The 24,621-nt window shown below is 75.3% G+C and carries 3 protein-coding genes; 1 reads left to right on the forward strand and 2 read right to left on the reverse strand.

The window, feature by feature from the left end; genetic code table 11:
- Nucleotides 1-5 precede the first annotated feature (5 nt).
- Together RMN57_RS08670 and RMN57_RS08675 are read right to left on the reverse strand one after the other, a co-directional pair.
- Nucleotides 6-11,885: a non-ribosomal peptide synthetase gene (locus RMN57_RS08670; RefSeq protein WP_313767750.1), complete on the reverse strand. Its 11,880-nt coding sequence runs from the start codon at nt 11,883-11,885 to the stop codon at nt 6-8.
- A 105-nt stretch (nt 11,886-11,990) separates the two neighbouring features.
- Nucleotides 11,991-23,012, reverse strand: a complete 11,022-nt coding sequence (locus tag RMN57_RS08675) for a non-ribosomal peptide synthetase (RefSeq protein WP_313762810.1) — start codon at nt 23,010-23,012, stop codon at nt 11,991-11,993.
- 295 nt (nt 23,013-23,307) lie between these two features.
- Between RMN57_RS08675 and RMN57_RS08680 the strand changes: the two genes are divergently transcribed.
- Nucleotides 23,308-24,537 (forward strand): cytochrome P450, encoded by a 1,230-nt coding sequence (locus tag RMN57_RS08680; RefSeq protein WP_313762811.1) that lies wholly within the window; start codon nt 23,308-23,310, stop codon nt 24,535-24,537.
- Nucleotides 24,538-24,621: the final 84 nt, after the last annotated feature.

Raw genomic sequence — 24,621 nt, forward strand, 5'->3', positions numbered from 1 at the left:
GCGCGTCACCTGAGTTCCCGGAGCCTCTCGTTGACCACCCGGCCGACCTCCGCGGCCCATTCCGGCTGCAGCAGGTACGGGTGGTCGCAGCCGATCACCCGGAATTCGATCCGGCCGCCGACGAATTCCTTCCAGGCGCCGACCCGGTCGGCGAGGTCGGAGCCGGGGCGGGAGCGGTCCGGCTCGGCGACCAGCACCAGCAGGTCGCCGTCGTACCTGGGCGGCCGGTAGGCCAGGAACAGCCGCCGGTTGTTGGCGTACACCCGCGCCAGCGCGGCCACGGCGGCCTCGTCCAGGCTGGCGAGCACGCTCTGCCGCTCCTGCAGCACGGCCACCACCTGGGCGTGCTCCAGCCGGGCGTCCCCGAGGGCGTCCACGTCGTGGCCCGCGAAGTCGAGCATCGTCCGCAGCGCGTCCTGCTCGTCCGGCACCCGGTCGGGCAGCGGCTGCGAGCGGTCCAGCGGGTACTCGTCGAGGTTGGCCAGCAGCGCCACCTCCTCGCCGGCGGCGCGGAGCTGGGCGGCCATCTCGTGGATCACGGTGCCGCCGAGCGACCAGCCCAGCAGGTGGTAGGGACCGGCCGGCTGGACCTTGCGGACCTGCTCGACGTAGTCCGCCGCCATCTCCTCGATCGACTCCGGCAGCGGGTCGCCGCCGACCAGCCCGCGGGCCTGCAGGCCGTAGACCGGGTGCTCGGCGTCCACGTGCCGGAGCAGGGCCGCGTACGACCAGCTCAGCCCGCCAGCGGGGTGCACGCAGAACAGCGGCGCGCGGCTGCCGTTCTCGCGCAGCGGGAGCAGGACGTCGAGCGCGTTCTGGTCGGCCTCGCCGCCGAGCCGGCCGGCCAGCTCCGCGACCGTCGGCGCGGCGAGCACGGTACGGATGCTCGGCTTGACGCCGAAGGCCGAGCGGATCCGGTTGACCAGGCCCATCGCCAGGATGCTGTCGCCGCCGAGGTCGAAGAAGCTGTCGTGGACGCCGACCACCTCGGCCCCCAGCACCTCCCGGAACAGCCCGCACAGGATCTCCTCCTGCGGGGTGCTCGGGCCGCTCCACTGCGCGGCGCGGTACTCGGGCGCCGGCAGCGCCCGGCGGTCCACCTTGCCGTTGGCGTTCAGCGGCAGCTCGTCGAGCACCACGAAGGCCGCCGGGACCATGTACTCGGGCACCCGGGCCGCCAGCCGCTCGCGCACCGCGGCGACCTCCGGCCCGCCCGCGGCGGGGACCAGGTAGCCGACCAGCCGCCGGCTCCGGCCCGCGTCCTCCCGCAGCACCACCACGGCCTGGCCGACCTCCGGGTCGGCGGTCAACGCGGCCTCGATCTCGCCGAGTTCGACCCGGTAGCCGCGGACCTTGACCTGGTCGTCGATCCGGCCCAGGTACTCCAGCCGCCCGGCCGCGTCCCACCGGGCGAGGTCGCCGGTGCGGTAGAGCCGCCCGCCGGGCGCGCCGAACGGGTCGGCCACGAAGCGGGCCGCGGTGAGGTCCGGCCGGCCCAGGTAGCCGCGGGCCAACTGCGCGCCGCCGATGTACAGTTCGCCGGCGCTGCCGTGCGGCACCGGGCGCAGCCCGGCGTCCAGGACGTACAGCCGGGTGTTCGGCGTCGGCCGGCCGATCGGCACGGCCCCGGCGGCCACCGGGTCGCCCGGCTCCAGCCGCAGCACGGCGCAGCCGACGGTCGCCTCGGTGGGCCCGTACTCGTTGACCACGGCCACGCCCGGGTGGGCGGCGCGCCACTCCTGCAGCGGTTCGCCGAGCAACTGCTCACCGCCGACCACCAGTTCGGCCGCCGGGGAGCATTCCCGGTCCAGGCCCGCGAGCAGCGCCAGGTGCGAGGGGGTGGCCTTGAGGAAGGCCGGCTGCCGCCGCTCGCCCTCGGCCTGCTCCAGCTCCGCCACGTGGACGCAGCCGCCGCTCACCAGCGGGGCGAACAGGGTGGTCACCGCCATGTCGAAGGAGGCCGGCGAGTGCAGCAGCGCCCGCTCCCGAACCGAGGGGTAGGCCTCGGTCGCGTAGTCCAGGTACTGGGCGAACGAGCGGTGCTCGATGACCACGCCCTTCGGGCGCCCGGTGGAGCCGGAGGTGTAGATCACGTAGGCCGGGGCCTGCGCGCGCCACCGCGGGTCGGCGCCGGCGGCCCGTGCCGTCCGGTCGCCCGGGCTCCGCCGGTCCAGCAGCCGGACCGGGGCGTCCACCGCCGGCAGTCCGGCGGCGACGTCCGACCGGCTCAGCACCAGCACCGGCCGCGCGTCGGAGAGCACGTACGCCAGCCGGTCGGCCGGGTCGCCCGGGTCGACGGGCAGGTAGCCGCCGCCCGCCTTGAGCACCGCGAGCGCGGCGACCAGCAGCTCCGCCGAGCGGGGCAGCGCCAGCGCGACCAGCCGCTCCGGCCCGACGCCCGCCTCGACCAGCTCCGCGGCCAGGTCGTCGGCCGCCGCGTCCAGCTCGGCGTAGCTCAGCCCGGAGCCGTCCGCGAGCAGCACCGCCGGTGCGTCCGGGGTGCGGGCGGCCTGCGCCTCGAAGCGCTCCGGCACCAGGGCCGGGGCGGGCCGCGCGGTGTCGTTGAACTCCTCCAGCAGGGTGCGGCGTTCGTCGTCGGCGAGCAGGTCGGTGCGGTCCACCGGCTGCTCCGGCGCAGCCGTCATGGCGCCGATCGCCCGGACCAGGCGGGCGCCGACCGCCTCCACGGCCTCGCGGGCGAGCGCGTCCGGCCGGTAGCCCAGGCGCAGCCGCAGCCGGCGGCCGGGCATCGCGACCAGGCTCACCGGGTAGTGGTTGCCGTCCGACCCGTAGCCGCCGACGATCCGCAGGCCCTCGCCGTCGTCCGGGGCGCCGTCGCCGTCGCCCTCGAACGGGAAGTTCTCGGTGACCACGATGGTGTCGAACAGCCGGTCGGAGTCGACCAGCCGCAGGATGTCCTGCAGGCCCAGGTGGTGGTGGTCCATCACCGCCGTCTGCCCGCGCTGGACGTCGTCCAGCAGGCCGGCCCACGTCCGGCCGGCCGGGAGCGCGATCCGCACCGGCACGGTGTTGATGAACAGGCCGACCATGTGCTCCACGCCCGGCAGCTCGGCGGGCCGCCCGGAGACGGTGCTGCCGAACACCACGTCGGAGCGGCCGGTCAACCGGCCCAGCACCACCGCCCAGGCCGTCTGCACCACCGTGTTCAGGGTGACCCCGAAGCGTCGGGAGAGCGCCGTCACCGCGGCCGTGGCGGCCTCGTCCAGCTCGACCAGGACGTCGCCCGGCACGGCGTCCGCGGCGTCGCCGGCCTCGGGTGCGATCAGCGTCGCGCCGTCCACCCCGGCGAGCACCTCGCCCCAGGCGGCGCGGGCCGCCTGCTTGTCCTGCCGCCCGAGCCAGGCCAGGTAGTCCCGGTAGGGGGTGACCTCGGGCAGCACGGACTCGTCGCCGCCCGACTCGTAGAGCGCGAAGAGCTCGCGCACCAGCAGCGGGCCCGACCAGCCGTCCAGCAGCAGGTGGTGGTTGGTCATCAGGAAGCGGGAGATCCGCTCGCCCATCCGGATCAGGGTGAAGCGCAGCAGCGGGGGGCGCTCGGGGTCGAACCGGCGCAGCCGGTCCTCGTCCATCAGCGCGTCCAGCCGGGCCGCCCGGCCGTCCTCCGGCAGGTCGGTGAAGTCCAGCTCGGTCCAAGGCAGTTCGAGGTCGCCGAGGACCACCTGTACCGGCCGGCTCAGCCCCTGCTGGCGGAAGCCCGCCCGCAGGTTCGGGTGCCGGCGCAGCAGGGCGGCCGCCGCCTCGCGGAGACGGCCGGCGTCCAGCGGTCCGGCGATGTCGATGCCGAGCTGGATGGTGTAGATGTCCGGCCCCTCCTCGGCCAGCTGGCTGTGGAAGAGCAGGCCCTCCTGCATCGGGGTGAGCGGCAGGACGTCCTCCAGCCGCTCGTGGCCGGCCGACTCCACCGCGTCGATCTCCTCCTGGGAGAGCGGGACGAGGGTGAGGTCGGACGGGCTGTAGCCGCCCGCCTCGGACCGCTCGGCGTGGCGCACCAGGGCGGTCAGGGCACGGATCCAGTTCTCGCCCAGCGCGCGGGCGTCCTCCTCGCTCAGCAGCTCGCCCGCCCACGCGAGGTCGGCGACCAGGCGCGGCCCGTCCGGCAGGTCCTGGGTCAGGGCGTTGATGTCGACGACGTGTGCCAGCGGACGGTCCGGGTCGCTGCCGCCGTCGGCGTCGAAGCCCTCCGGGGCGGTCGCCCAGTCGGTCAGCACCTCGTCGCCGGCGGCGCCGGCCCCGCCGAAGCGCCCGAGGTAGTTGAAGCTGATCCGGGGTTCCGGCAGCCGCGACAGCACCGGCGCGGTCTGCGGGTTGAGGTAGCGCAGCAGGCCGTACCCGATGCCGTTGTCCGGCAGGGCGCGCAGCTGCTCCTTGATCCGCTTCAGCACCCGGCCGGCCGAGCCGCCGCCGGCGGCGAAGTCCGCCCAGTCGTGCGGGCCCGGGTCCAGCCGGACCGGGAAGAGGCTGGTGAACCAGCCGACCGTGCGGGAGAGCTCGACCTGCTCGGCGATCTCCTCGCGGCCGTGGCCCTCCAGGTTGACCAGGATCGGGCCCTCGCCGCGGTCCCGGGTACGGCGCCACTCGGCGACCGCGGCGGCGAAGGCGGAGAGCAGCACGTCGTTGACCCGGGCGTGGAAGGCCGCGGGCACGGTCGTGAGCAGGGCGGCAGTCTCCGCGACCGGCAGTTCCAGGACCATCCGGCGGGTGGTCGAGGTGACGTCCCGCCGCGGGTCCAGCGGCCGGTCGGCCAGTTCCGGCTCCGGCTCGGCGAGGGTCTCCAGCCAGTGCGGCAGCTCCTCGACCCGCTCCGGTGCCTGGGCCGCGTCGGTGAGCAGCTGCGCCCACTCGCGGAAGGACGTGCCGACCGGGTCGAGCTCGGCGGGCGCGCCGCCGGCCGCCGCCGACCAGGCCTGGGCCAGGTCGGGCAGCAGGATGCGCCAGGAGACGCCGTCGACGGCGAGGTGGTGGACGGTCAGCAGCAGCCGGCCCGGGGCGTGCGCGCCGGCGTCGAACCAGACGGCCTGGAGCATCACCCCGGCCTCCGGGTCGAGCCGGTCCCAGGCTGCCTTGGCCTCGTCGAGGATGCGGGCCTGGGTCTGCTCGGCGGAGAGGCCGGCGACGTCGGTCCGGCGCAGCAGGTCGGCGGCGCGGACGGTGCCGCGCTCGGGCACCTCCAGGTTCCACACCACGCCGCCGGTGCGGCCGAGGCGCATCCGCAGCACGTCGTGGTGGTCGAGCACGGACTGCAGGGCGGTTTCCAGCCGCTGCTGCCCGAGGTCGGCCGGGACGACCAGCAGGTTGGTCTGGCTGAACCGGTCCGGGCGCCCGCCGCGCTCGCGCATCCAGTGGATGATCGGCGTCAGCGGCACCGGGCCGACGCCGGCGCCGGCCGGGACGGGGGCCGCGGCGGCCGGCTGCGCGGCCTCCCCGGCCGGGGCCTGGGCCGCGACCGCCCGGGCGAGGGCGGCGACCGTCTTGTGCTCGAAGACGTCCCGCGGGCTCAGCGTGAGGCCCGCGTTGCGGGCGCGGCGCACCAGCTGGATCGACATGATGCTGTCGCCGCCGGTGTCGAAGAAGTTGTCGTGGACCCCGACCTCCGCCACCCCGAGGATCTCGGCGAACAGCGAGGCGAGCAGCTCCTCCTCGGGTGTGCGGGCGGCCACGGCCCCCGCGGCCGGGGCGAAGTCGGGGGCCGGCAGGGCCTTCCGGTCGGTCTTGCCGTTCGGCGTCAGCGGCAGGGCGTCGAGCACCACGACCGCCGCGGGCACCATGTACTCGGGCAGCTCGGCGGCGACGGCGGTGCGCAGCGCGGCGCCGTCGAGCGGCGCGGCGCCGCTCTCCGCGACGGCGTAGGCGACCAGTCGCTGCTCGCCCGGCCGGTCGGTGCGGACCAGCACCTCGGCCTGGGCGACCGACTCCCGGCGCAGCAGCGCCGAGCGGATCTCGCCGAGCTCGATCCGGAAGCCGTGCAGCTTGACCTGCTCGTCGGCGCGGCCGAGGAACATCAGCACGCCGTCCCTGGTCCACCGGGCGAGGTCGCCGGTGCGGTACATCCGGCTGCCGGCCGGGCCGAACGGGTCGGCCAGGAAGCGCTCGGCGCTCTGGCCGGGCCGGCCGAGGTAGCCGCGGGCGAGCCCGGCGCCGGCGATGTAGACCTCGCCGGGCACGCCCGGCGGGACCTGCCGCAGGGCGCGGTCCAGCACGTGCACCCGGGTGTTCGGGACGGGCGTGCCGATGGGCGGTTCGACGGCGCCCGCGAGCGGGGCGCTGATGGTGGCGCAGACGGTGGTCTCGGTCGGGCCGTAGGCGTTGACCATCCGGCGGCCCGCCGACCAGCGGCCGGCCAGCTCCGGCGGCGTCGCCTCGCCGGCGACCAGCAGGGTGAGACCGGCCGGGATCTCGTCGTCGGCCATCACGCCGAGCGCGGCGGGCGGGATGGTCGCCTGGGTGACCCGCTGCTCGGCCAGCAGGCCGGCCAGCGGGGCGCCCGGGTCCAGCCGCGCGGGCGGCGCCAGGACGAGCGTCGAGCCGGAGAGCAGGGCCTTGCACAGCTCGGCGAAGGCCGCGTCGAAGCTCGGCGAGGCGAACTGCAGGACCCGGCTGCCCGGGCCGAGGCCGAGCGCCTCGACGTAGCCGGCGAGCAGGCTGGCGAAGCCCGCGTGCGGGACGACCACGCCCTTGGGCCGGCCGGTGGAGCCGGAGGTGTAGATGACGTACGCCGGGTGCTGGACCGTCAGCCGCACCTCGGGCGCGGTGTCCGGGGCGGCGTCGACCCGGGCGGCGGTCGCCTCGTCGTCGAGCAGGAGCACCGCCGTCCCGGCGGAGAGCGGCAGGCCCGCCGCGATCTCGCGGGTGGTGACGACGACCTCCGGGCGGGCGTCGGCGAGCATGTGGGCGAGCCGGTCGGCCGGGTAGGCCGGGTCGAGCGGCAGGTAGGCCGCGCCGGCCTTGTGCGCCGCGAGCACCGCGGTCGGCCAGAGCGGCGAGCGGGGCAGGGCCAGGCCGACGAACCGCTCGGGTGCGGCGCCCTCGGTGCGGAGCACGTGGGCCAGGCGGTTGGCGCGGCGGTCGAGTTCCGCGAAGGTCAGCTCCTCGCCCTCGAAGGCCACCGCGACGTCGTCGGGGGCCGCCGCGACCCGGCGGGCGTACAGCTCGGGGAAGGTCGCCGGCGGGAGGTCGCGCGCCGTGTCGTTGGCGGCCGCGAGTACCGCCTGCTCGGTGTCGGTCAGCAGCGGGAGGTCGGCGACCCGCAGTTCCGGGTCGGCGGCGACCCGCTCCAGCAGCCGTACCAGCCGGCGGAAGAGGTCCTCCACGGTGGCGCGGTCGAAGAGGTCGAGCCGGAAGTCGATCAGCGCCTGCATGCCGGCCGGGGTGCCGTCCGGCGCGGTGCTCTCGTTGAAGGTGAACGCCAGGTCGAACTGGGTCGCGTTGACCGGCACCGGGTGGGCCGCGGCCTCGACGCCGGGCAGGCCGACCGGTGCGCTGGAGGCGGCCTCCAGGTTCTGGACGTTGAGCCAGATCTGGAAGAGCGGGTGCCAGGCGAGCGAGCGCTCCGGGTTGAGCAGTTCCACCAGGCGCTCGAACGGCACGTCCTGGTTGGCGTACGCGGCGAGGTCGTACTCCCGGACCCGGTCCAGCAGTTCGCGGAAGGTCGGGGCGCCGGAGGTGTCGGTGCGCAGCACCAGCGTGTTGACGAAGAAGCCGATCATCCCTTCGAGCGCCTTGTCGTTGCGCCCGGCGATCGGCGAGCCGATCGGGATGTCCTCGCCGGCGCCGAGGGCGGTGAAGAGCGAGGAGAGGCCGGCCTGGAGCACCATGAAGAGGCTGCTCTGGGTCTTGCGGGCGACGCCGGCCAGGGCACGGTGCAGCTCCGGGGAGATCTCCAGCTCGGCGGTCTCGGCGGTGTAGTCGGCCTCCGGCGGGCGGGGCCGGTCGGTCGGCAAGGCCAGCACGTCGGGGGCTCCGGCGAGGCGGCCGCGCCAGAAGTCGAGCTGGCGCCCGACCACGCTCCGCGGGTCACCCTCGTCGCCCAGGACCTCGTGGCTCCACATGGTGAAGTCCGCGTACTGGACGGGCAGCGGCTCCCACGCGGGGGCGTCGCCGGCGGCCCGGGCCAGGTAGGCCGCGGTGAGGTCGCGGGCGAACGGGCCGACCGACCAGCCGTCACCGGCGATGTGGTGGATGATGATCAGCAGCACGTGGTCGGCCGGGGCGAGGCGCAGCAGCGTGACCCGCAGCGGGGTCTCGGTCGCCAGGTCGAAGTCGCGGGCCGCCTGCTCGGCGATCGCCGCCTCCAGCTCCTCCTCGGCGAGGTCGCGGACGACCAGCTCGGCCGCGCCCTGCTCCGGGGAGAGGATCAGCTGCCGGGCGGCGCCGTCGGTCTCGGGGAAGAGGGTGCGCAGGATCTCGTGCCGGGCCGTGACGTCCCGGACGGCCGCCCGCAGTGCCTCGTGGTCGAGCTCGCCGGTCATCCGCAGGCCGATGCTGATGTTGTGCGCGGCGGCGCCGTTCTCGAACCGGTTGAGGAACCAGAGCCGGCGCTGCGCGTAGGACAGCGGGATGCGCTCGGGGCGCTCCACGGCCACCACCGGCGGCCGGGCGCTGTCGGCCTCGCGCAGCCGGGCGGCGAGCTCGGCGACGGTCGGCGCCTCCCAGAGCACCCGCAGCGGCAGCTCGACCGAGAAGGCGGTGCGGGTGCGGCTGACCACCCTGGTCGCGTGCAGCGAGTGGCCGCCGAGGTCGAAGAAGTTGTCGTGGACGCCGACCGACGGCAGGTCCAGGGTCTCCATGAAGAGGCCGCAGAGGATCTCCTCCTGCGGCGTCCGCGGCGCGACGGCCGCCGCGGCGGCGGTGAAGTCGGGCGCGGGCAGCGCCTTGCGGTCGGTCTTGCCGTTCGGGGTCAGCGGCAGGGCGTCCAGTACGGTGAAGGCCGCGGGCACCATGTACTCGGGCAGCCGCTCGGCGAGGCCACGGCGCAGGGCGGGGACGGCCACGGCCGCCCCCGGAGCGGGCACCACGTAGGCCGCCAGGCGCTTCTCGCCCGAGGCGTCCTCGCGGGCGACCACGGCGGCCCGGGCGACCTCCGGCAGTGCGCAGAGCGCCGTCTCGATCTCGCCGAGCTCGATCCGGAACCCGCGCACCTTCACCTGGTCGTCGGTGCGGCCGGCGAACTCCAGCTGCCCGTCGGCGGTCCAGCGGGCCACGTCGCCGGTGCGGTACATCCGGCTGCCGGCCGGGCCGTACGGGCTGGCGACGAAGCGCTCGGCGGTCAGGTCGGGGCGGCCGAGGTAGCCGCGGACCACGCCCTCGCCGGCGATGTAGAGGTCGCCGGGAACGCCGGGCGGCAGCAGCGACAGGCCTGCGTCGAGCACGTAGACCTGGGTGTTGGCGATCGGGCGGCCGATCACCGGGGTGCGGCCGGAGGCGTCGAGCTCGGCGGCGGTCGACCAGACGGTGGTCTCGGTCGGGCCGTACAGGTTGGTCACCCCGGCGGACAGCTCGACCAGCCGGTCGGCCAGCCCGGCGGGCAGCGCCTCTCCGCCGGCCAGCACGCGCAGCCCGGCCAGGGCCTCCGGCCGCTGCGCGACCAGCGCCTGCCAGAGGGTGGGGGTGGCCTGCATGACGGAGGCTCCGGACTCCCGCAGCAGCTCGGCCAGCCGGTCGACGTCGCGCACCTCGTCGCGGTCGGCCAGGACCACCGTGGCGCCGGAGACCAGCGGGACGTACAGCTCCAGGCCGGCGATGTCGAACGAGATCGTCGTCACCGCGGCCAGCCGGTCCCCCGGCCGCAGGGCGAAGCGCTCCCGCATGTCGACCACGAAGTTGGCCAGGTTGTCGCGGGTGACGACGACGCCCTTGGGGCGGCCGGTGGAGCCCGAGGTGTAGATGGCGTACGCCGGGTTGGCCCCGGTGGCCGGGGTGGCGGTGGCGAAGACGTCGCCCGGCAGGGCGGCCAGCCGCTCGCGGACCGCGGGATCGTCCAGCAGGACGCGCTCGACGCCCGCCCGCTCGGGCACCGACGCCACCGTGGAGTCGGTCAGCACGACCGCGGGCGCGGCGTCGGCCAGGATGTGGTCGATCCGCTCCGCCGGGTACTCCGGGTCGAGCGGGATGTAGACGCCGCCGCTCTTCTGGACGGCGAGCAGGGTGGCCACCAGGTCCGCGCCGCGCGGCAGGGCCACCGCGACCGGCGTCTCCGGGCCGACCCCGAGGCCGGCCAGCAGGTGGGCGATCCGGTCGGCGCGCGCGTCCAGCTCGCCGTAGGAGAGCTCGGCACCGCCGGCGACCAGCGCGACCGCCGCGGGGTCGGCGGCGACCGCGGCCTCGAACAGCTCGTGCACCGACGTCGCCGGCGGCGGTCCGCCGGCCTCGTTCCACTCCTCCAGGACGCGGCGGCGCTGTTCGGGGGCGAGCACCTCGGCGCGGCTCACCGGCAGTGCCGGGTCCGCCTCGATCTGCTCCAGCAGGCGGTGGACGGCGTCCAGCACCTGCTGGGCGCCGGCCCGGTCGTACAGGTCCGGCCGGTACCCGAGGCGCATCCGCAGCGTGGGGCCGGGCGTCGGGAAGAGCGTGAGCGGGTAGTGGGTGGCGTCCTGGCCGGTGAGGTCGGTGATCCGGGGCCCCTCGGCGGCGGGCTCCTCCCCGGCGCCCTCGGTGAGCGGGTAGTTCTCGAAGACGACGAGGGTGTCGAAGAGTTCGCCGGTGACCGGGGTCAGCGCCTGGATCGCCGAGAGCGGGAGGTGGTGGTGGTCCAGCAGCGCGGTCTGCCGCCGCTGGACCTCGGTCAGGAGCTCGGTCCAGGAGCGGGTGGGGTCGATCTCCACCCGCACCGGCAGGGTGTTGATGAACAGGCCGACCATGGACTCCACCCCGGGCAGGTCCGCGGGGCGGCCGGAGACGGTCGCGCCGAAGACCACGTCGGTGCGGCCGGTCAGCCGGCCCAGCAGGACGGCCCAGGCGCTCTGCACCACCGTGTTGAGCGTGACGCCGGTACGCCGGGCCAGGTCGGTGAGCCGGCGGGTGAGGTCCTCGGGCAGCTCGCCGACCAGGTCCTCGGGCGGGACGGAGGTGCTGCGGTCGCCCTCCGGGACCAGGAGGGTCGGCGCGTCGACGCCGGCCAGCGCGCCGCGCCAGGCCTCCTCGGCCGCGCCCCGGTCCTGCTTGGCGAGCCAGGCCAGGTAGCTGCGGTACGGGGTGACCGGCGGCAGGGTGGTGTCCTCCCCGCCCGCGCGGTAGTGCTGGAAGAGCTCCTGGACGACCAGCGGCGAGGACCACCCGTCCAGCAGGATGTGGTGCGAGGTGAGGATCAGCCAGAAGGCGTCCTCGGCAACCCGGACCATGGTCAGACGCAGCAGCGGCGGGCGCTCCATGTCGAAGCCCCGGGTACGGTCCTCGGCCGCGAACGCGCGGACCCGCGCCGGCTGCTCGTCCGCCGGCACGTCACGGAAGTCCACGACGTCCAGCGGGAGTTCGACTCCGCGCTGGATCACCTGCATCGGCTCGCCGCTCTTGCGGCGGCGGAACGAGGCGCGCAGGCCGGCATGGCGGCGGACCAGGCTGTTCGCGGCCGCGCGCATGGCCGGCACGTCGACCGGGCCCTCGATCCGGACGGCCAGCTGGGAGAGGTAGACATCGAGGCTGTCCTCGGCGAATTGCGCGTGAAACAGCAGCCCCTCCTGAAGCGGGGACAAAGGCAGAAGGTCCTCGATGCGTGACTGCTTCACGGCACGTGCTCCCTGGCGTCTTCGTGGTTCGGAGAATGTGGGGTCCGCTTCGGCGGACGGGGAATTCCGCGTCGGCGAACGGGAATTGAGGAACTGCGACGTGGATCTCGACCGTACCGGCGAAACTCCGCCGCGCCGGATGTGCATCAACAACTCGGATATGGCCCTGCCGCCGGCGCGCGGACCGGAGCCGGGACGGGCCCGTGCGGAGGGCTCGCCCCGGCTCCGGCGACTATCGGGCGGCGACGGTCATCAGTCGTCCAACTCGGCCAGCAGGTCGTCCAGTTCGTCCTGGCTGACCTCGATCAGATCCATGTCGGACGGGGTGTGGCGGACCGCCTGGGGGCTCTCGGCGTGCCGGGCCAGCGCCTGCAGCATCCGCGACCAGGCGTCGGCGAGCTCCTCCACCACCGCCTGGTCGAGCAGCGCCGCCGGCCACTGCCAGACCACCGACAGCTCCGGGCCGTCCGCCCGGTCCTGGGTTGCGGCGGTCACCTCCAGTGCGTGGGCGACCGGCATCCCCGGGTCCTCGCCGCCGATCGCGCCGGCCTCGGGGGCCAGCGCCCAGTCGGCGGCCTCGGGCGCGGCCGTGGTGTCGAAGCGGCCCAGGTAGTTGAAGCCGATCTGCGGCTCGGCCAGGCCGCGCAGGGACGGCGCGGTGTCCGGGTTGAGGTGGCGCAGCAGGCCGTAGCCGATCCCGTGGTCGGGGATCGCCCGCAGCTGCTCCTTGACCCGGGCGAGGATGTCGCCCAGGGCCGCTCCCCCGGCCCCGACCTCGGCCCAGTCGACCCGGCCCGGATCGAGCACCACCGGGTACATGCTGGTGAACCAGCCGACCGTGCGGGAGAGTTCGGCGTGCTCGACGATCTCCTCCCGGCCGTGGCCCTCCAGCGCCACCAGGAGCCCCTGGGTGGCGCCGCCGAAGCGGCGCCGGCGCCAGTCGGCGACGGCGAGCGCCAGCCCGGTCAGCAGCACGTCGTTGACGCTCGCGTTGAACATCGCCGGCAGCCGGGTGAGCAGGGCCGAGGTGACGTCCGCGGGCACCGAGCGGCTGATCGTCCGGACGGTCGCGGTGAGGTCCCGGGTCGGGTCCACGGTCAGCTCGGCCAGCGGGGCGGGCGCCCCGGCGAGCCGGTGCCGCCAGCCGGACAGCTCGGCGATCCGCTCCGGCCGGGCAGCCTCCGCACCGAGCGCCCGCGCCCAGTGCCGCAGCGGGGTGCCGACCGGCTGGAGTTCCGGTTCCCGTCCGGCGCTCACCGCCGCCCAGGCCTGGGCGAGATCGGGCAGCAGGATCCGCCAGGACACGCCGTCGACCACGAGGTGGTGCGCCGCGAACAGCAGCCGGCCGCGCTCCCCTGGCCCCGCGTCGAACCAGACGAACTGGAGCAGCACGCCGTCGTCCGGGGCGAGCCGGCCCAGCGCCGCGTCCCCGTGCTCGGTCAGGGCGGCCAGGCGGGCGGCCTCGTCCAGCCCGGCGATGTCGACCCGGCGGATCAGCTCGTCCGCGCGGACCGCCCCGGCGGGCGGCACCTCCAGCGCCCACTGCGGCCCGGTCCGCCGCAGCCGGGCGCGGAGGGCGTCGTGGTGGTCCAGCAGCGCCTGGAGCGTGTCGGCGAGCCGCCGCTCGTCCAGGGCGGCCGGGGTCTGGAGCACCATCGACTGGTGGAACCGGTCGATCGGCCCGCCCCGGTCGCGCAGCCAGTGCATGATCGGCGTGGCCGGCAGCTCGCCGACGCCGTCGTCCTGCGCCACCGGTGCGGCCGCCGCCGTGCCGGCGACCGCCGCGAGGGCGGCCACCGTCTGGTGCCGGAACACGTCGCGCGGCGTCAGCACCAGGCCGGCCCGGTGCGCCTTGGTGACGAGCTGGATCGAGACGATGCTGTCGCCGCCGATGTGGAAGAAGTTGTCCTCCAGCCCGACCTCGGCGAGCCCGAGGACCTCGGCGAACAGCCCGGCCAGGATCCGCTCCGCCTCGGTGCGCGGCTCGGGGCCCTTCGCCGCCTCGCCGAACTCGGGTGCGGGCAGAGCCCGTTCGTCCAGCTTGCTGTTGGCGGTGAGCGGCAGCGCCGGGAGCGCCACGAAGGCCGCCGGCACCATGTAGTCGGGGAGCGACTGGCCGAGGTGCTTGCGCAGCGCCCCGGGCTCGGCCTCGGCGCCGGCCGCCGGGACCACGTAGGCCACCAGTTGCCGGCGGCCCGGCCGGTCCTCGCGGACCCGCACCACGGCCTGGGCGACCTCGGGCAGGGCGAGCAGGCCGGCCTCGATCTCGCCCAGCTCGATCCGGAAGCCGCGGATCTTCACCTGGGCGTCGGCGCGGCCGTCGTAGTGGACGTCGCCGTCCGGGCCCAGGTGGGCGAGGTCGCCGGTGCGGTAGAGCCGGGAGCCGGCCGGGCCGAACGGGTCCGCGACGAAGCGCTCGGCGGTCAGGCCCGGACGGTTCAGGTAGCCGCGGGCCAGGCCCGCGCCGCCGATGTACAGCTCGCCGACCACGCCCGCCGGCACCGGCCGCAGCGCGGCGTCCAGCACGTACACCCGGGTGCCGGCGACCGGGCGGCCGATCGGCGGCACCGTGCCGTCGGCGGTCAGCGGCGTGCTCAGCGTCGCGGCGACGGTGCTCTCGGTCGGCCCGTAGGCGTTGACCATCCGCCGCCCCGGCGCGAACCGTGCCACCAGCTCGGGCGAGGTCGCCTCGCCGCCGACCACCAGCGTCATGCCCGCCGGGATGCCGTCGTCGGGCAGCGCGGCCACGGCCACCGGCGGGATCAGCGCGTGCGTGATCCGCTCCCGGGCCAGCAGCTCGACCAGGCCGGGACCGGGCGCCAGCCGCTCGGCCGGGGCGAGCACCAGGGTGGCGCCGGTGAGCAGGCCCATCGAGAGGTCCCAGAACGCGGCGTCGAAGCTCGGCGAGGCGAACTGCAGCACCCGGCTCCCCGGTGCGACCGCGCACCGCTCCAGCTGGCTCGTCAGCAGGCCGGCGACCCCGCGGTGGGTGACCACGACGCCCTTCGGGCGGCCGGTGGAGCCGGAGGTGTAGATGACGTACGCCGGGTGGTCCAGGGCCGGCCGGGCGGCCGCGTCCTCGACGGCGTCCGCCCCGACGTCCGCCCCGGCCGCCGTGCCGGCCTCCGTGCCGGCCTCCGCGCCGGTGTCGAGCAGCAGCCGGGGCACGTCCGTGGCGGGCAGCCGGTCCGCGACCTCGCCGTCCGTCAGCAGCAGGGCCGGCCGGCTGTCCTGGAGCAGGTAGGCGATCCGCTCGGCCGGGTACTCCGGGTCGACCGGCAGGTAGGCGGCCCCCGCACGCATCACCGCGAGCAGGGCCACCACCAGCTCGGGCGAGCGGGGCAGCGCCACGGCCACGATCGCCTCGGTGCCGATGCCCCGCGCGGCCAGCCGGGCGGCCAGCCGGGCCGCCCGTGCGTCCAGCTCGGCGTAGGAGAGCTCGCGGCCCTCGAACCGCAGCGCCGGGGCGTCCGGGGTCTGCTGCACCCAGCGGGCGAACAGCTCCGGCACGGTGGCCGCGGTCACCGCCCGGGTCGAGTCGTTCCACTCCTCCAGCAGCCGCTCGCGCTCGCCGGGGAGCAGCAGGTCGATCCGGTCGACCGGCTGCTCGGGGTCGGCGACGGCCGCCGCCAGCACGGTGGTGAACCGCTCGACCAGCCGCTCGACGCTCTCCCGGTCGAACAGGTCCGTGTTGTAGAGGACCCGCCCGCCGATGCCCGCCGGAGCGCCGTCGGCGTCGTGGTCCTCGGCGAGGTCGAAGGTCAGGTCGACGCGGGCCGCGTTGATGCCGAACGACGGGTTGGTGGCGGTCAGTCCGGGCAGGTCGAGCGCGGGGGCGCTGTTCAGCAGGTTGAGCGCGACCTGGAACAGCGGGTTGTGGGCGAGCGAGCGCTCCGGGTTGAGCAGCTCGACCAGCCGCTCGAACGGCAGGTCCTGGTGCGCGTACGCGGCGAGGTCGGTCGCCCGCACCCGCTCCAGCAGGTGACGGAAGCTCGGCGAGCCGGAGACGTCGGTCCGCAGTACGAGGGTGTTGACGAAGTAGCCGACCAGCTCCTCCAGGGCATGGTCGGTACGCCCGGCCACGGCGGTGCCGATCGGGATGTCGGTGCCCGCGCCGAGGCCCGAGAGCAGCGTGGCGAGGCCGGCCTGGACGGTCATGAAGAGGCTGGCGCGGTTGGCCCGGGCGAGCTCGGCCAGGCCGCGGTGGACCGCGGCGTCCAGCCGGAAGTCCACCACCTCGCCCCGGTTGCTCGGCACCGGCGGACGGCGGCGGTCCACCGGCAGCACCAGCTCCTTGGGCGCGCCGTCCAGCGCCCCGCGCCAGAACGCGGCCTGCCGGGTGATCACGCTGTCCGGGTCGTCCTCGCGGCCCAGCACGTCGTGCTGCCAGAGCGTGTAGTCGGTGTACTGCACCGGCAGCGGCGTGAACGCCGGTGCGCGGCCCTCACGGCGGGCGGCGTAGGCGGCCGAGAGGTCCCGGCTGAGCGGCGCCATCGACCAGCCGTCACCCGCGATGTGGTGCACCACCACGAGCAGGACGTGGTCCTCCTCGCCGAGGGCGAAGAGCGTGCCCCGGACCGGGATCTCGGTGCCGAGGTCGAAGCCCTCGCCGGCGGCCGCGGTGAGCGCCGCCTCCAGCCCGTCCTCGGCCACCTCGACCACCGGCAGGCCGGGGACCAGGTCGAGCACCACCTGCCGGGGGCGGCCCTCGACCTCGGGGAAGACCGTCCGCAGGCTCTCGTGCCGGGCGACCAGGTCGGCGAAGGCCGCCGCCATCGCGCCGCGGTCCAGCGGCCCGGCCAGCCGGACGGCGACCGGGAGGTTGTAGACGGAGCTGCGCCCGACCAGCCGTTCGAGGAACCACTGGCGGCGCTGGGCGAAGGAGAGCGGCACCTCCTCCGGCCGCTCGCGCACGGTCACCGCGCGCCGCGCCCGCTCGGCCGCGCCCGCCGCGGCGGCCAGGCCGGCCGCCGTCGGCGACTCGAAGAGGTCGCGGACGCTCAGCTCGACGGCCAGGGCGATGCGGATCCGGCTGACCAGCCGGGTGGCCAGCAGCGAGTGGCCGCCGAGGTCGAAGAAGCTGTCGTCGACGCCCACCTCGGGCAGGCCGAGCACCTCGGCGAACAGCCCGCACAACGCCGCCTCCTGCGGCGTGGCCGGAGCCCGCCGGGCGGCGGCGTCCGGCGCGGGGGCGGGCAGCGCCCGGCGGTCGAGCTTGCCGTTCGGCGTCAGCGGCAGCGCGTCCAGCGGGACGACCGCCGAGGGCACCATGTAGTCGGGCAGCGACGCACCGACGTGCCGGCGCAGCTCCGCCGCGTCCGGGGCCGCCGGCCCGGCGGGGACGACGTAGGCGACCAGCTGCTGCACCCCGGGGCGGTCCGCCCGGGCGAGCACCGCCGCCGAGGCGACGCCGGAGTGGGCGAGCAGGACCGACTCGATCTCGGCCAGCTCGATCCGGAAGCCCCGGACCTTGACCTGGTGGTCGATCCGGCCGACGTACTCCAGCCGCCCGTCCCTGGTCCGGCGGACCAGGTCACCGGTCCGGTACAGCCGCGAGCCCACCGGGCCGAACGGGTCGGCGACGAAGCGCTCGGCGGTCAGCCCCGGGCGGTTCAGGTAGCCGCGGGCGAGGCCCGCGCCGGCCAGGTACAGCTCGCCGACCACGCCCTCCGGCACCGGCGACAGCCGCTCGTCGAGCAGGTAGACCCGGTCGTTCCAGACCGGCCGGCCGATCGGCGCGGTGGCGGGCCACTGCCCGGGGTCGGCGGCCAGGGTGGTGGCGGTGACCACGTGGGTCTCGGTCGGGCCGTAGTGGTTGTGCAGCCGCAGCCGGGGCCGGGCCGCGCAGAACGCGCGCAGCCGCGGGGTGAGCACCAGTGCCTCGCCGGCCTGGGCGACGGTGTGCAGCTCCGCGAGGGCGGTCCCGCCCTCCAGCGCGGCCTCCACGACGGCGTCCACCACCAGGTTCGGGGCGTAGAGCTCGTTGATCCGCTGCTCGTCCAGCCAGCGGGCGAGGGCGGCCGCGTCCCGCCGCACGTCCTCGTCGGGGACGACCAGGGTCTTGCCGGTGAGCAGGGTGGCGAGGATCTCCTGCGCGGAGACGTCGAAGCTGATCGCGGTGAACTGGGCGACCCGGTCCCCGGGGGCTCCGCCGACCTCGGCGTGGTGCCAGGCGGTCAGGTTGGCCATCGCCCCGGCCGGCATCACCACGCCCTTGGGGCGGCCGGTGGAACCGGAGGTGTAGATGACGTAGACCGGGTGGTCCGGGCGCAGCGGCGCGGTCCGCCCGGTGTCCGTCAGGTCGGTGTCCGCGGTGGCGGCCAGGGCTTCGGCGGTCACCGGATCGGCCAGGTCGAGCACGGGCGCCGACGGCCGCCCGGTCAGGACGCCGTCCCGGGTCAGCACCGCGGCGGGGGCGGCGTCGGCGAGCATGAAGTCGATCCGGTCGGCCGGGTATGCCGGGTCGACCGGCAGGTAGGCCGCGCCGGCCTTGAGCACGGCGACGACGGCGACCAGCAGGTCCACCGACCGCGGCAGGGCGACGGCGACGGTGGACTCGGGCCCGATCCCCCGTCCGGCCAGCAGCCGGGCCAGCCGGTTGGCCCGCGCGTTGAGCTCCGCGTAGGAGAGCTCGGTGCCGCCGTGGACCACGGCCGGGGCGGCCGGCCGGGCCTGCACCTGGCGTTCGAACAGCTCGGGCAGCGAGGCGCCGTCGACGTCGTACCCGGTCTCGTTGTCCCGGGTCAGCAGGCGGTGGCGCTCGATCGGGTCGAGGACGTCGAGCGCACCGATGGGCAGCTTCGGGTCGTCGGCCACGGCCGCCAGCACCCGGACGAAGCGGTCGGCGAGCGCCTGGGCGGTCTCCCGGTCGAACAGGTCGGTGCTGTACTCGATCCAGCCGGCGAGGCCGTCGCCGGCGCCGTCCGCGGCGCGCTGCTCGATCAGCCCGACGAACAGGTCGAACTTCGCCGAGCCGGCGGCGTGGTCGTACGGCGCCACCCGCAGGCCGGACAGGGCGAGTTCGGCCGGCCGGCCGTTCTGCAGGGTGAACATCACCTGGAACAGCGGGTGCCGGGCGAGCGAGCGCCCGGGGTTGAGCTCCTCGACCAGCCGCTCGAACGGCACGTCCTGGTTGGCGTAGGCGGCCAGGTCGGTCTCCCGCACCCGCTGCACGAGGTCGCGGAAGGACGGGTTGCCGGAGGTGTCGGTGCGCAGCACCAGCGTGTTCAGGAAGAAGCCCACCAGCCCGTCGACGGCGTCGTCGTTGCGCCCGGCGATCGGGGTGCCGATCGGGAGGTCGTCGCCGGCCCCGGAGCGGTTGAGCAGGACGGCCAGGCCGGCCTGGAGCACCATGAAGAGGCTGGCCTGGGAGGTGCGGGCGAGGGCCTGCAGCCTGCGGTGCAGCTCCTCGTCGAGGTGGAAGCGGACGGTGTCGCCGGCGTAGCTCGCCACCGCCGGACGGGGGCGGTCCACCGGCAGGTTGAGCTCGTCGGGGATCCCCTCCAGGGCGGCCGACCAGTGGGCCAGCTGCCGGGCGACGGCGCTGTTCTCGTCGCTCTCCTCGCCCATCGCGCGCTGCTGCCAGAGCGTGTAGTCGGCGTACTGCACCGGCAGCGGCTCCCACTGCGGCGCGGCGCCGCCGAGCCGGGCCGCGTAGGCGGCCGAGAGGTCGTGGCCGAAGACGCCGAGCGACCAGGCGTCGCCCGCGATGTGGTGGAGCACCACGAGCAGAACGGCGGTGTCGGGGCCGGTGCGGAAGAGCCGGACGCGCAGCGGGAGTTCCTCGGCGAGGCGGAAGCCGATCGCGGACTCCTCGGCCACCGCCGCCTCCAGCCGCTCGTCCGAGGCGCCGGAGAGGTCGACGACGGCCAGGTCGAGCACGGCCTCCTCCGGCGCCAGCACGTGCTGGTAGGGGTCGCCGGCGGTGTCGGGGAAGACCGTGCGCAGGCTCTCGTGCCGGCCCAGGACGTCCTGGAAGGCCTGCCGGAGCGCGTCCAGGTCCAGGGCGCCGGTCAGCCGGGCGGTGAGCGGCACGTTGTAGATCGACCGGGCGCCCTCGAAGCGGTCCAGGAACCAGAGCCGGCGCTGGGCGAAGGAGAGCGGCACCCGGGCGGGGCGCTCACCGGCCGTCAGGGCGGGCCGGCCGTCGGCGGCGCGGCCCAGCTGGGCGGCGATCGCGGCGGGGGTCGGGGTCTCGAACACCGCGCGCAGCGAGAGGTCGACGCCGAAGACGGCGCGGATCCGGGTGACCAGCCGGGTGGCCAGCAGCGAGTGGCCGCCGAGGTCGAAGAAGGCGTCGTCGACGCCGACCGCGGCCACGCCGAGGAGTTCGGCGAAGAGCGCGCAGAGGATCTCCTCCTGCGGGGTGCGCGGGGCACGACCGGCGAGGTCGGCTGCGCCGTCCGGCTCGGGCAGGGCCTTGCGGTCGAGCTTGCCGTTGGGGGTGAGCGGGAGCTCGTCCAGGGCGACGAAGGCCGAGGGGACCATGTACTCGGGCAGCGCGCCGCCCGCGAACTCGCGCAGCACGGCGGGCCGGGGCACCTCCGCCCCGGCGGCCGGGACGAGGTAGGCGACCAGCCGCTTGTCGCCGGGGGCGGGCTCGCGCACCACGACCACGGCGCGGTCGACCTGCTCGTGCGCCGCGAGCGCGGACTCGATCTCGCCGAGCTCGATCCGGAAGCCGCGGATCTTCACCTGGTCGTCGGTGCGGCCGGCGAACTCCAGGACGGCGCGGTCGCCGTCGGCGGCCCAGCGCACGAGGTCCCCGGTGCGGTACATCCGCCGCCCGTCGCCGGCGAAGGGGTCGGCGACGAAGCGCTCGGCGCTCAGCCCGGGCCGGTTCAGGTAGCCGCGGGCGACGCTGGGGCCGGAGACGTACAGCTCGCCGGTGACCCCGACCGGCACCGGCCGCAGCGCGCCGTCCAGGACCCGCAGCTCGGCGGTGGCGATCGCGGTGCCGATCGGCGGCGCCACCGCGCCGGAGAGCGGCTCGCTCATCGAGGCGCAGACCGTGGTCTCGGTCGGGCCGTAGGCGTTGATCATGCGCCGGCCGGTGGACCAGGCCTCGACCAGCTCGGGCGAGGAGGCCTCGCCGGCGACCACCAGCAGCCGCACGGTGGGCAGGTCGCCGCCGTCGAGCACGGCGAGTGCGGCGGGCGGGATGGTCGCGTGCGTGACGCGTTGCTCGGCGGCCAGCTCCTTCAGGGCGGCACCGGGCTGCAGCCGCTCCGCCGGGGCGATCACCAGGGTCGCCCCGGTGAGCAGCCCCATGTAGGTCTCCCAGACCGCGGCGTCGAAGCTGGGCGAGGCGAACTGCAGGACCCGGCTCCCGGGGCCGACGTCGAAGCGCTCGATGTGGGTGGCGACCAGGCCGGCCAGGCCGGTGTGGCTGACCACGACGCCCTTGGGGCGCCCGGTCGAGCCGGAGGTGTAGATGACGTACGCGGGGTGGGCGGGGCGCAGCGCGGCGGTGCGTTCGGCGTCCTCGACCCCGGTGTCCGGCCGGTCCGCTACCTCGCGCAGGACGGCCGGGTCGTCCAGCAGCAGCCGCGGCGCCCGGCAGTCGGCGGGCACCACGGCGGCCGCGTCCCGGTCGGTCAGCACCAGGGCCGGGTCGGAGTCGGTCAGCAGGTAGGCGATCCGATCGGCGGGGTAGCCGATGTCCACCGGCAGGTACGCGGCGCCGGCCTTGAGGACGGCCAGCATGGCGACGACCAGCTCCGGCGAGCGCGGCAGCGCCAGCGCGACCACCCGCTCGGGGCCGGCGCCGCGCTCGATCAGTGCCCGGGCCAGCCGGTTGGCCCGGCGGTCCAGCTCGGCGTAGGAGAACTCGGTGCCCTCGTGGGCGAGCGCTGCGGCCTCCGGGTGGCGGCGGACCTGCTCGGCGAAGAGCGCGGGGATCGAGTCGCCGGCCGGCCGTGGCCGCTCGGGCCGGCCGAGGGCGAGCAGCCGTTCGCGCTCGGCGGCGGTGGCCATCGGCAGACGGCCGACCAGCTGGGCGGGGTCGTCGGCGAAGGCCGCCAGCAGCAGCCGGAACTGCTCGCCGATCGCCTCGATGTCCGACCGGTCGAAGAGCTCCGGGCGGTAGCCGAAGCTCAGCCGCAGCGCGTCGCCGGGCATCGCCGCGATGCTCAGCGGGTAGTGGTTGGCGTCGGTTCCGACGGCGCCGGCGAGGCGGAGGTCCCCGGGCAGCTCCCGCAGGTCCTCGCCGCCCAGCGGGTAGTTCTCGGTGACGGTGAGGGTGTCGAAGAGCGTGGACAGCCCGGCGGCCCGCTGGACGTCCGGCAGGCTGAGGTGGTGGTGCGGCATCATCCCGCCGACCTGGCGCTGCACCTCGGCCAGGGTGGCCAGCAGGCTCTGCTCCGGGCGCACCCGCAGGCGCAGCGGCACGGTGTTGATGAACAGGCCAACCATGGTCTCCATGCCGGGCAGCTCGGCCGGCCGGCCGGAGACGGTGGTGCCGAACACCACGTCGTCGCGGCCGGTCAGCCGGGCCAGCAGCAGGCCCCAGCAGCCCTGGACCACGCTGTTGAGCGTCAGTTCGCTGCGCCGGGCGGTCTCCCGGACCCGCGCGGTCAGCTCTTCGGGCATGGTGACCAGCAGGCTGCCCGGCACGGTCGACGCACCGGGGTCGTCGGGGGCGAGCAGCGTCGGCTCCTCGACGTCCCCGAGCTGCTCGCGCCAGGCGGCCTCGGCGGCCGCGCGGTCGCGCCCGGCCAGCCAGCCCAGGTAGTCGCGGTACGGGGTGACGGGCGGCAGCGCGGACGCGTCGCCGCCGCGCTCGTAGATCTCGAACAGCTCGTGCATCAGCTGGGCGGTGGACCAGCCGTCGAGGAGGATGTGGTGGGAGTTGAACATCAGCCGGGTCAGCCGTTCGCCCCGCCGGATCAGCGTGAAGCGCAGCAGCGGACCGGCGGTCAGGTCGAATCGGTGGGCGGCGTCCTCGGCGGCGAGCCGCTCCAACTCCCGCTCCTGGGCCGGACCGTCCAGCCCGGTGAGGTCGAACTCGCGCCAGGGGAGGTCCACTTCGCGCGGGATCACCTGCACCGGGCGGCTCAGCTTCTCGTAGCGGAAGCTGGCGCGCAGGTTGGCGTGCCGGCGCAGCAGCGCGGAGACCGCCTCGCGCATCGCCCCGGCGTTCAGCACCCCGTCGAGGTCGACGACGAGCTGGGCGACGTAGACGTCGAGATCCTGTTCCCCGTAGAGGACATGGAACAGCATCCCCTCCTGCAGCGGCGACAGCGGGAGGACATCGTCGATGGCTGCACGCGTCATTGAGGAACTCTCCACTCGTCATTCCGGAACCGAACCAGGGCGTGCCGGCGGGGCCTTCGGGCCCGCCACCGGCCGCGAGCGGTCAGTCTGGTTCCGGCCCGGAGAGCCGGACAACGGCGCTGCAAAATCTTCGTTCTGCGGGTCGGCCGGGCGCGCGGCACGGGGCCGGCCGACGTATCGAAGTCTTCGCACTGGTGCTGCCCCGGCCCCGCGGCCCGTGGTTGCCTCGGGTTCCCGTGCGCCGCCGACGAGCACGCGCGGGCCCGCTGTCGGCACATGGTGAAAGGGGAGCACGGTGACGGGCTCCGGACTGCTGAGCCGCTACTGGATGTTCAGCGACGAGTACACGCAGGACCCATATCCCTTCCTCGCCGAGCTGCGCAAGGAGCAGCCGGTGTGCAAGGTCGAAACCCCGGACGGTGTACGGGCCTGGGTGGTGAGCCGGTACGAGGACGTGCGTGCCGCGCTCTCGGACCCGCGGCTCGGCCGGGACATCGGCAAGCTGTACCAGGCCCTGGGCCGGCAGCTCGGCCAGGAGATCAAACCCGCCGACGAGATCAGCAACCACCTCGCCAACTCCGACCCGCCCCGGCACACGCCGCTGCGCAAGGCACTGACCTTCGCCTTCACCCCGAAGCGGGTACGCGACCTGCGGACGGGCTGGGTGAAGGTGGTCGACGACCTGCTCGACGAGATGGTCCGCACCGGCAACCGGGACCTCGTCTCCGGCCTCAACGAGCCGCTGCCGATCATCACCATCGCGCAGCTGATGGGCGTGCCGGACGCCGACTGGCCCCGGTTCCTGGTGTGGACCAACACCCTGCGCCGGGTGGACGCCGCCGACCCGACCGGCATCATCGCCGAGCACACCCGGCAGCTGTCGGACTACCTGAAGGAGCTCATCGCGCACAAGCAGGAGAGCCCGCAGGACGACCTGCTCTCCGCCCTCGTCCACGCGGACGAGGACAAGCGGCTGGACGCCAAGGAGGCGCTGTCCACCGCGTTCGCCCTGATGACCGGCGGCAACGACACCACCACCAGCCTGCTGAACGGCTCGTTCGCGGCCCTCCTCACCCACACCGACCAGGCCCGGCTGATCACCGAGGACCCGGCTCTGCTGCCTGCCGCGGTGGAGGAACTGCTGCGCTACACCAGCCCGTTGATCAACTCCCTGCAGCGGGTGACCCTGGAGCCGGTGGAGCTGTGCGGGGTGACGATCCCGGCGGACGAGATCGTCATCATCTCGCTCGCCGCGGCCAACCGCGACCCCGAGGCCTTCCCCAACCGCCCGGACCGGCTGGACGTCACCCGGGCCCGCCCGGCCCACGTCAGCTTCGGCCACGGCATCCACTACTGCCTCGGCAGCCACATGTCCAGGGCCCTCACCGAGATCGCCGTCCAGCGGGTGTACGAGCGCTTCCCCGACGTGAAGCTGGCCGTCCACCCGTCGGAGGTCCGCTACCGGCCGGGCCTGATGGTCCGTCCGATGATCGACCTGCCGGTGGTGTTCACCCCGGGCGCGTGAGCCCGCCACAGGGCCCGGAACCCGTCACGGCGGGTTCCGGGCCCTCCGCCCGCGCCCCGGCCCGCCTCCCCTTCCCAGATTCCG

The sequence above is a fragment of the Kitasatospora sp. CM 4170 genome (genome assembly GCF_032110285.1).
In the GTDB taxonomy this organism is placed as follows: domain Bacteria; phylum Actinomycetota; class Actinomycetes; order Streptomycetales; family Streptomycetaceae; genus Kitasatospora; species Kitasatospora aburaviensis.

Excerpts from the sequence above, each read along its gene's own strand:
- RMN57_RS08675 (WP_313762810.1), bottom strand. The coding sequence starts at position 23,012 with ATGACGCGTGCAGCCATCGACGATGTCCTCCCGCTGTCGCCGCTGCAG.
- RMN57_RS08670 (WP_313767750.1), bottom strand. The coding sequence starts at position 11,885 with ATGCACATCCGGCGCGGCGGAGTTTCGCCGGTACGGTCGAGATCCACG.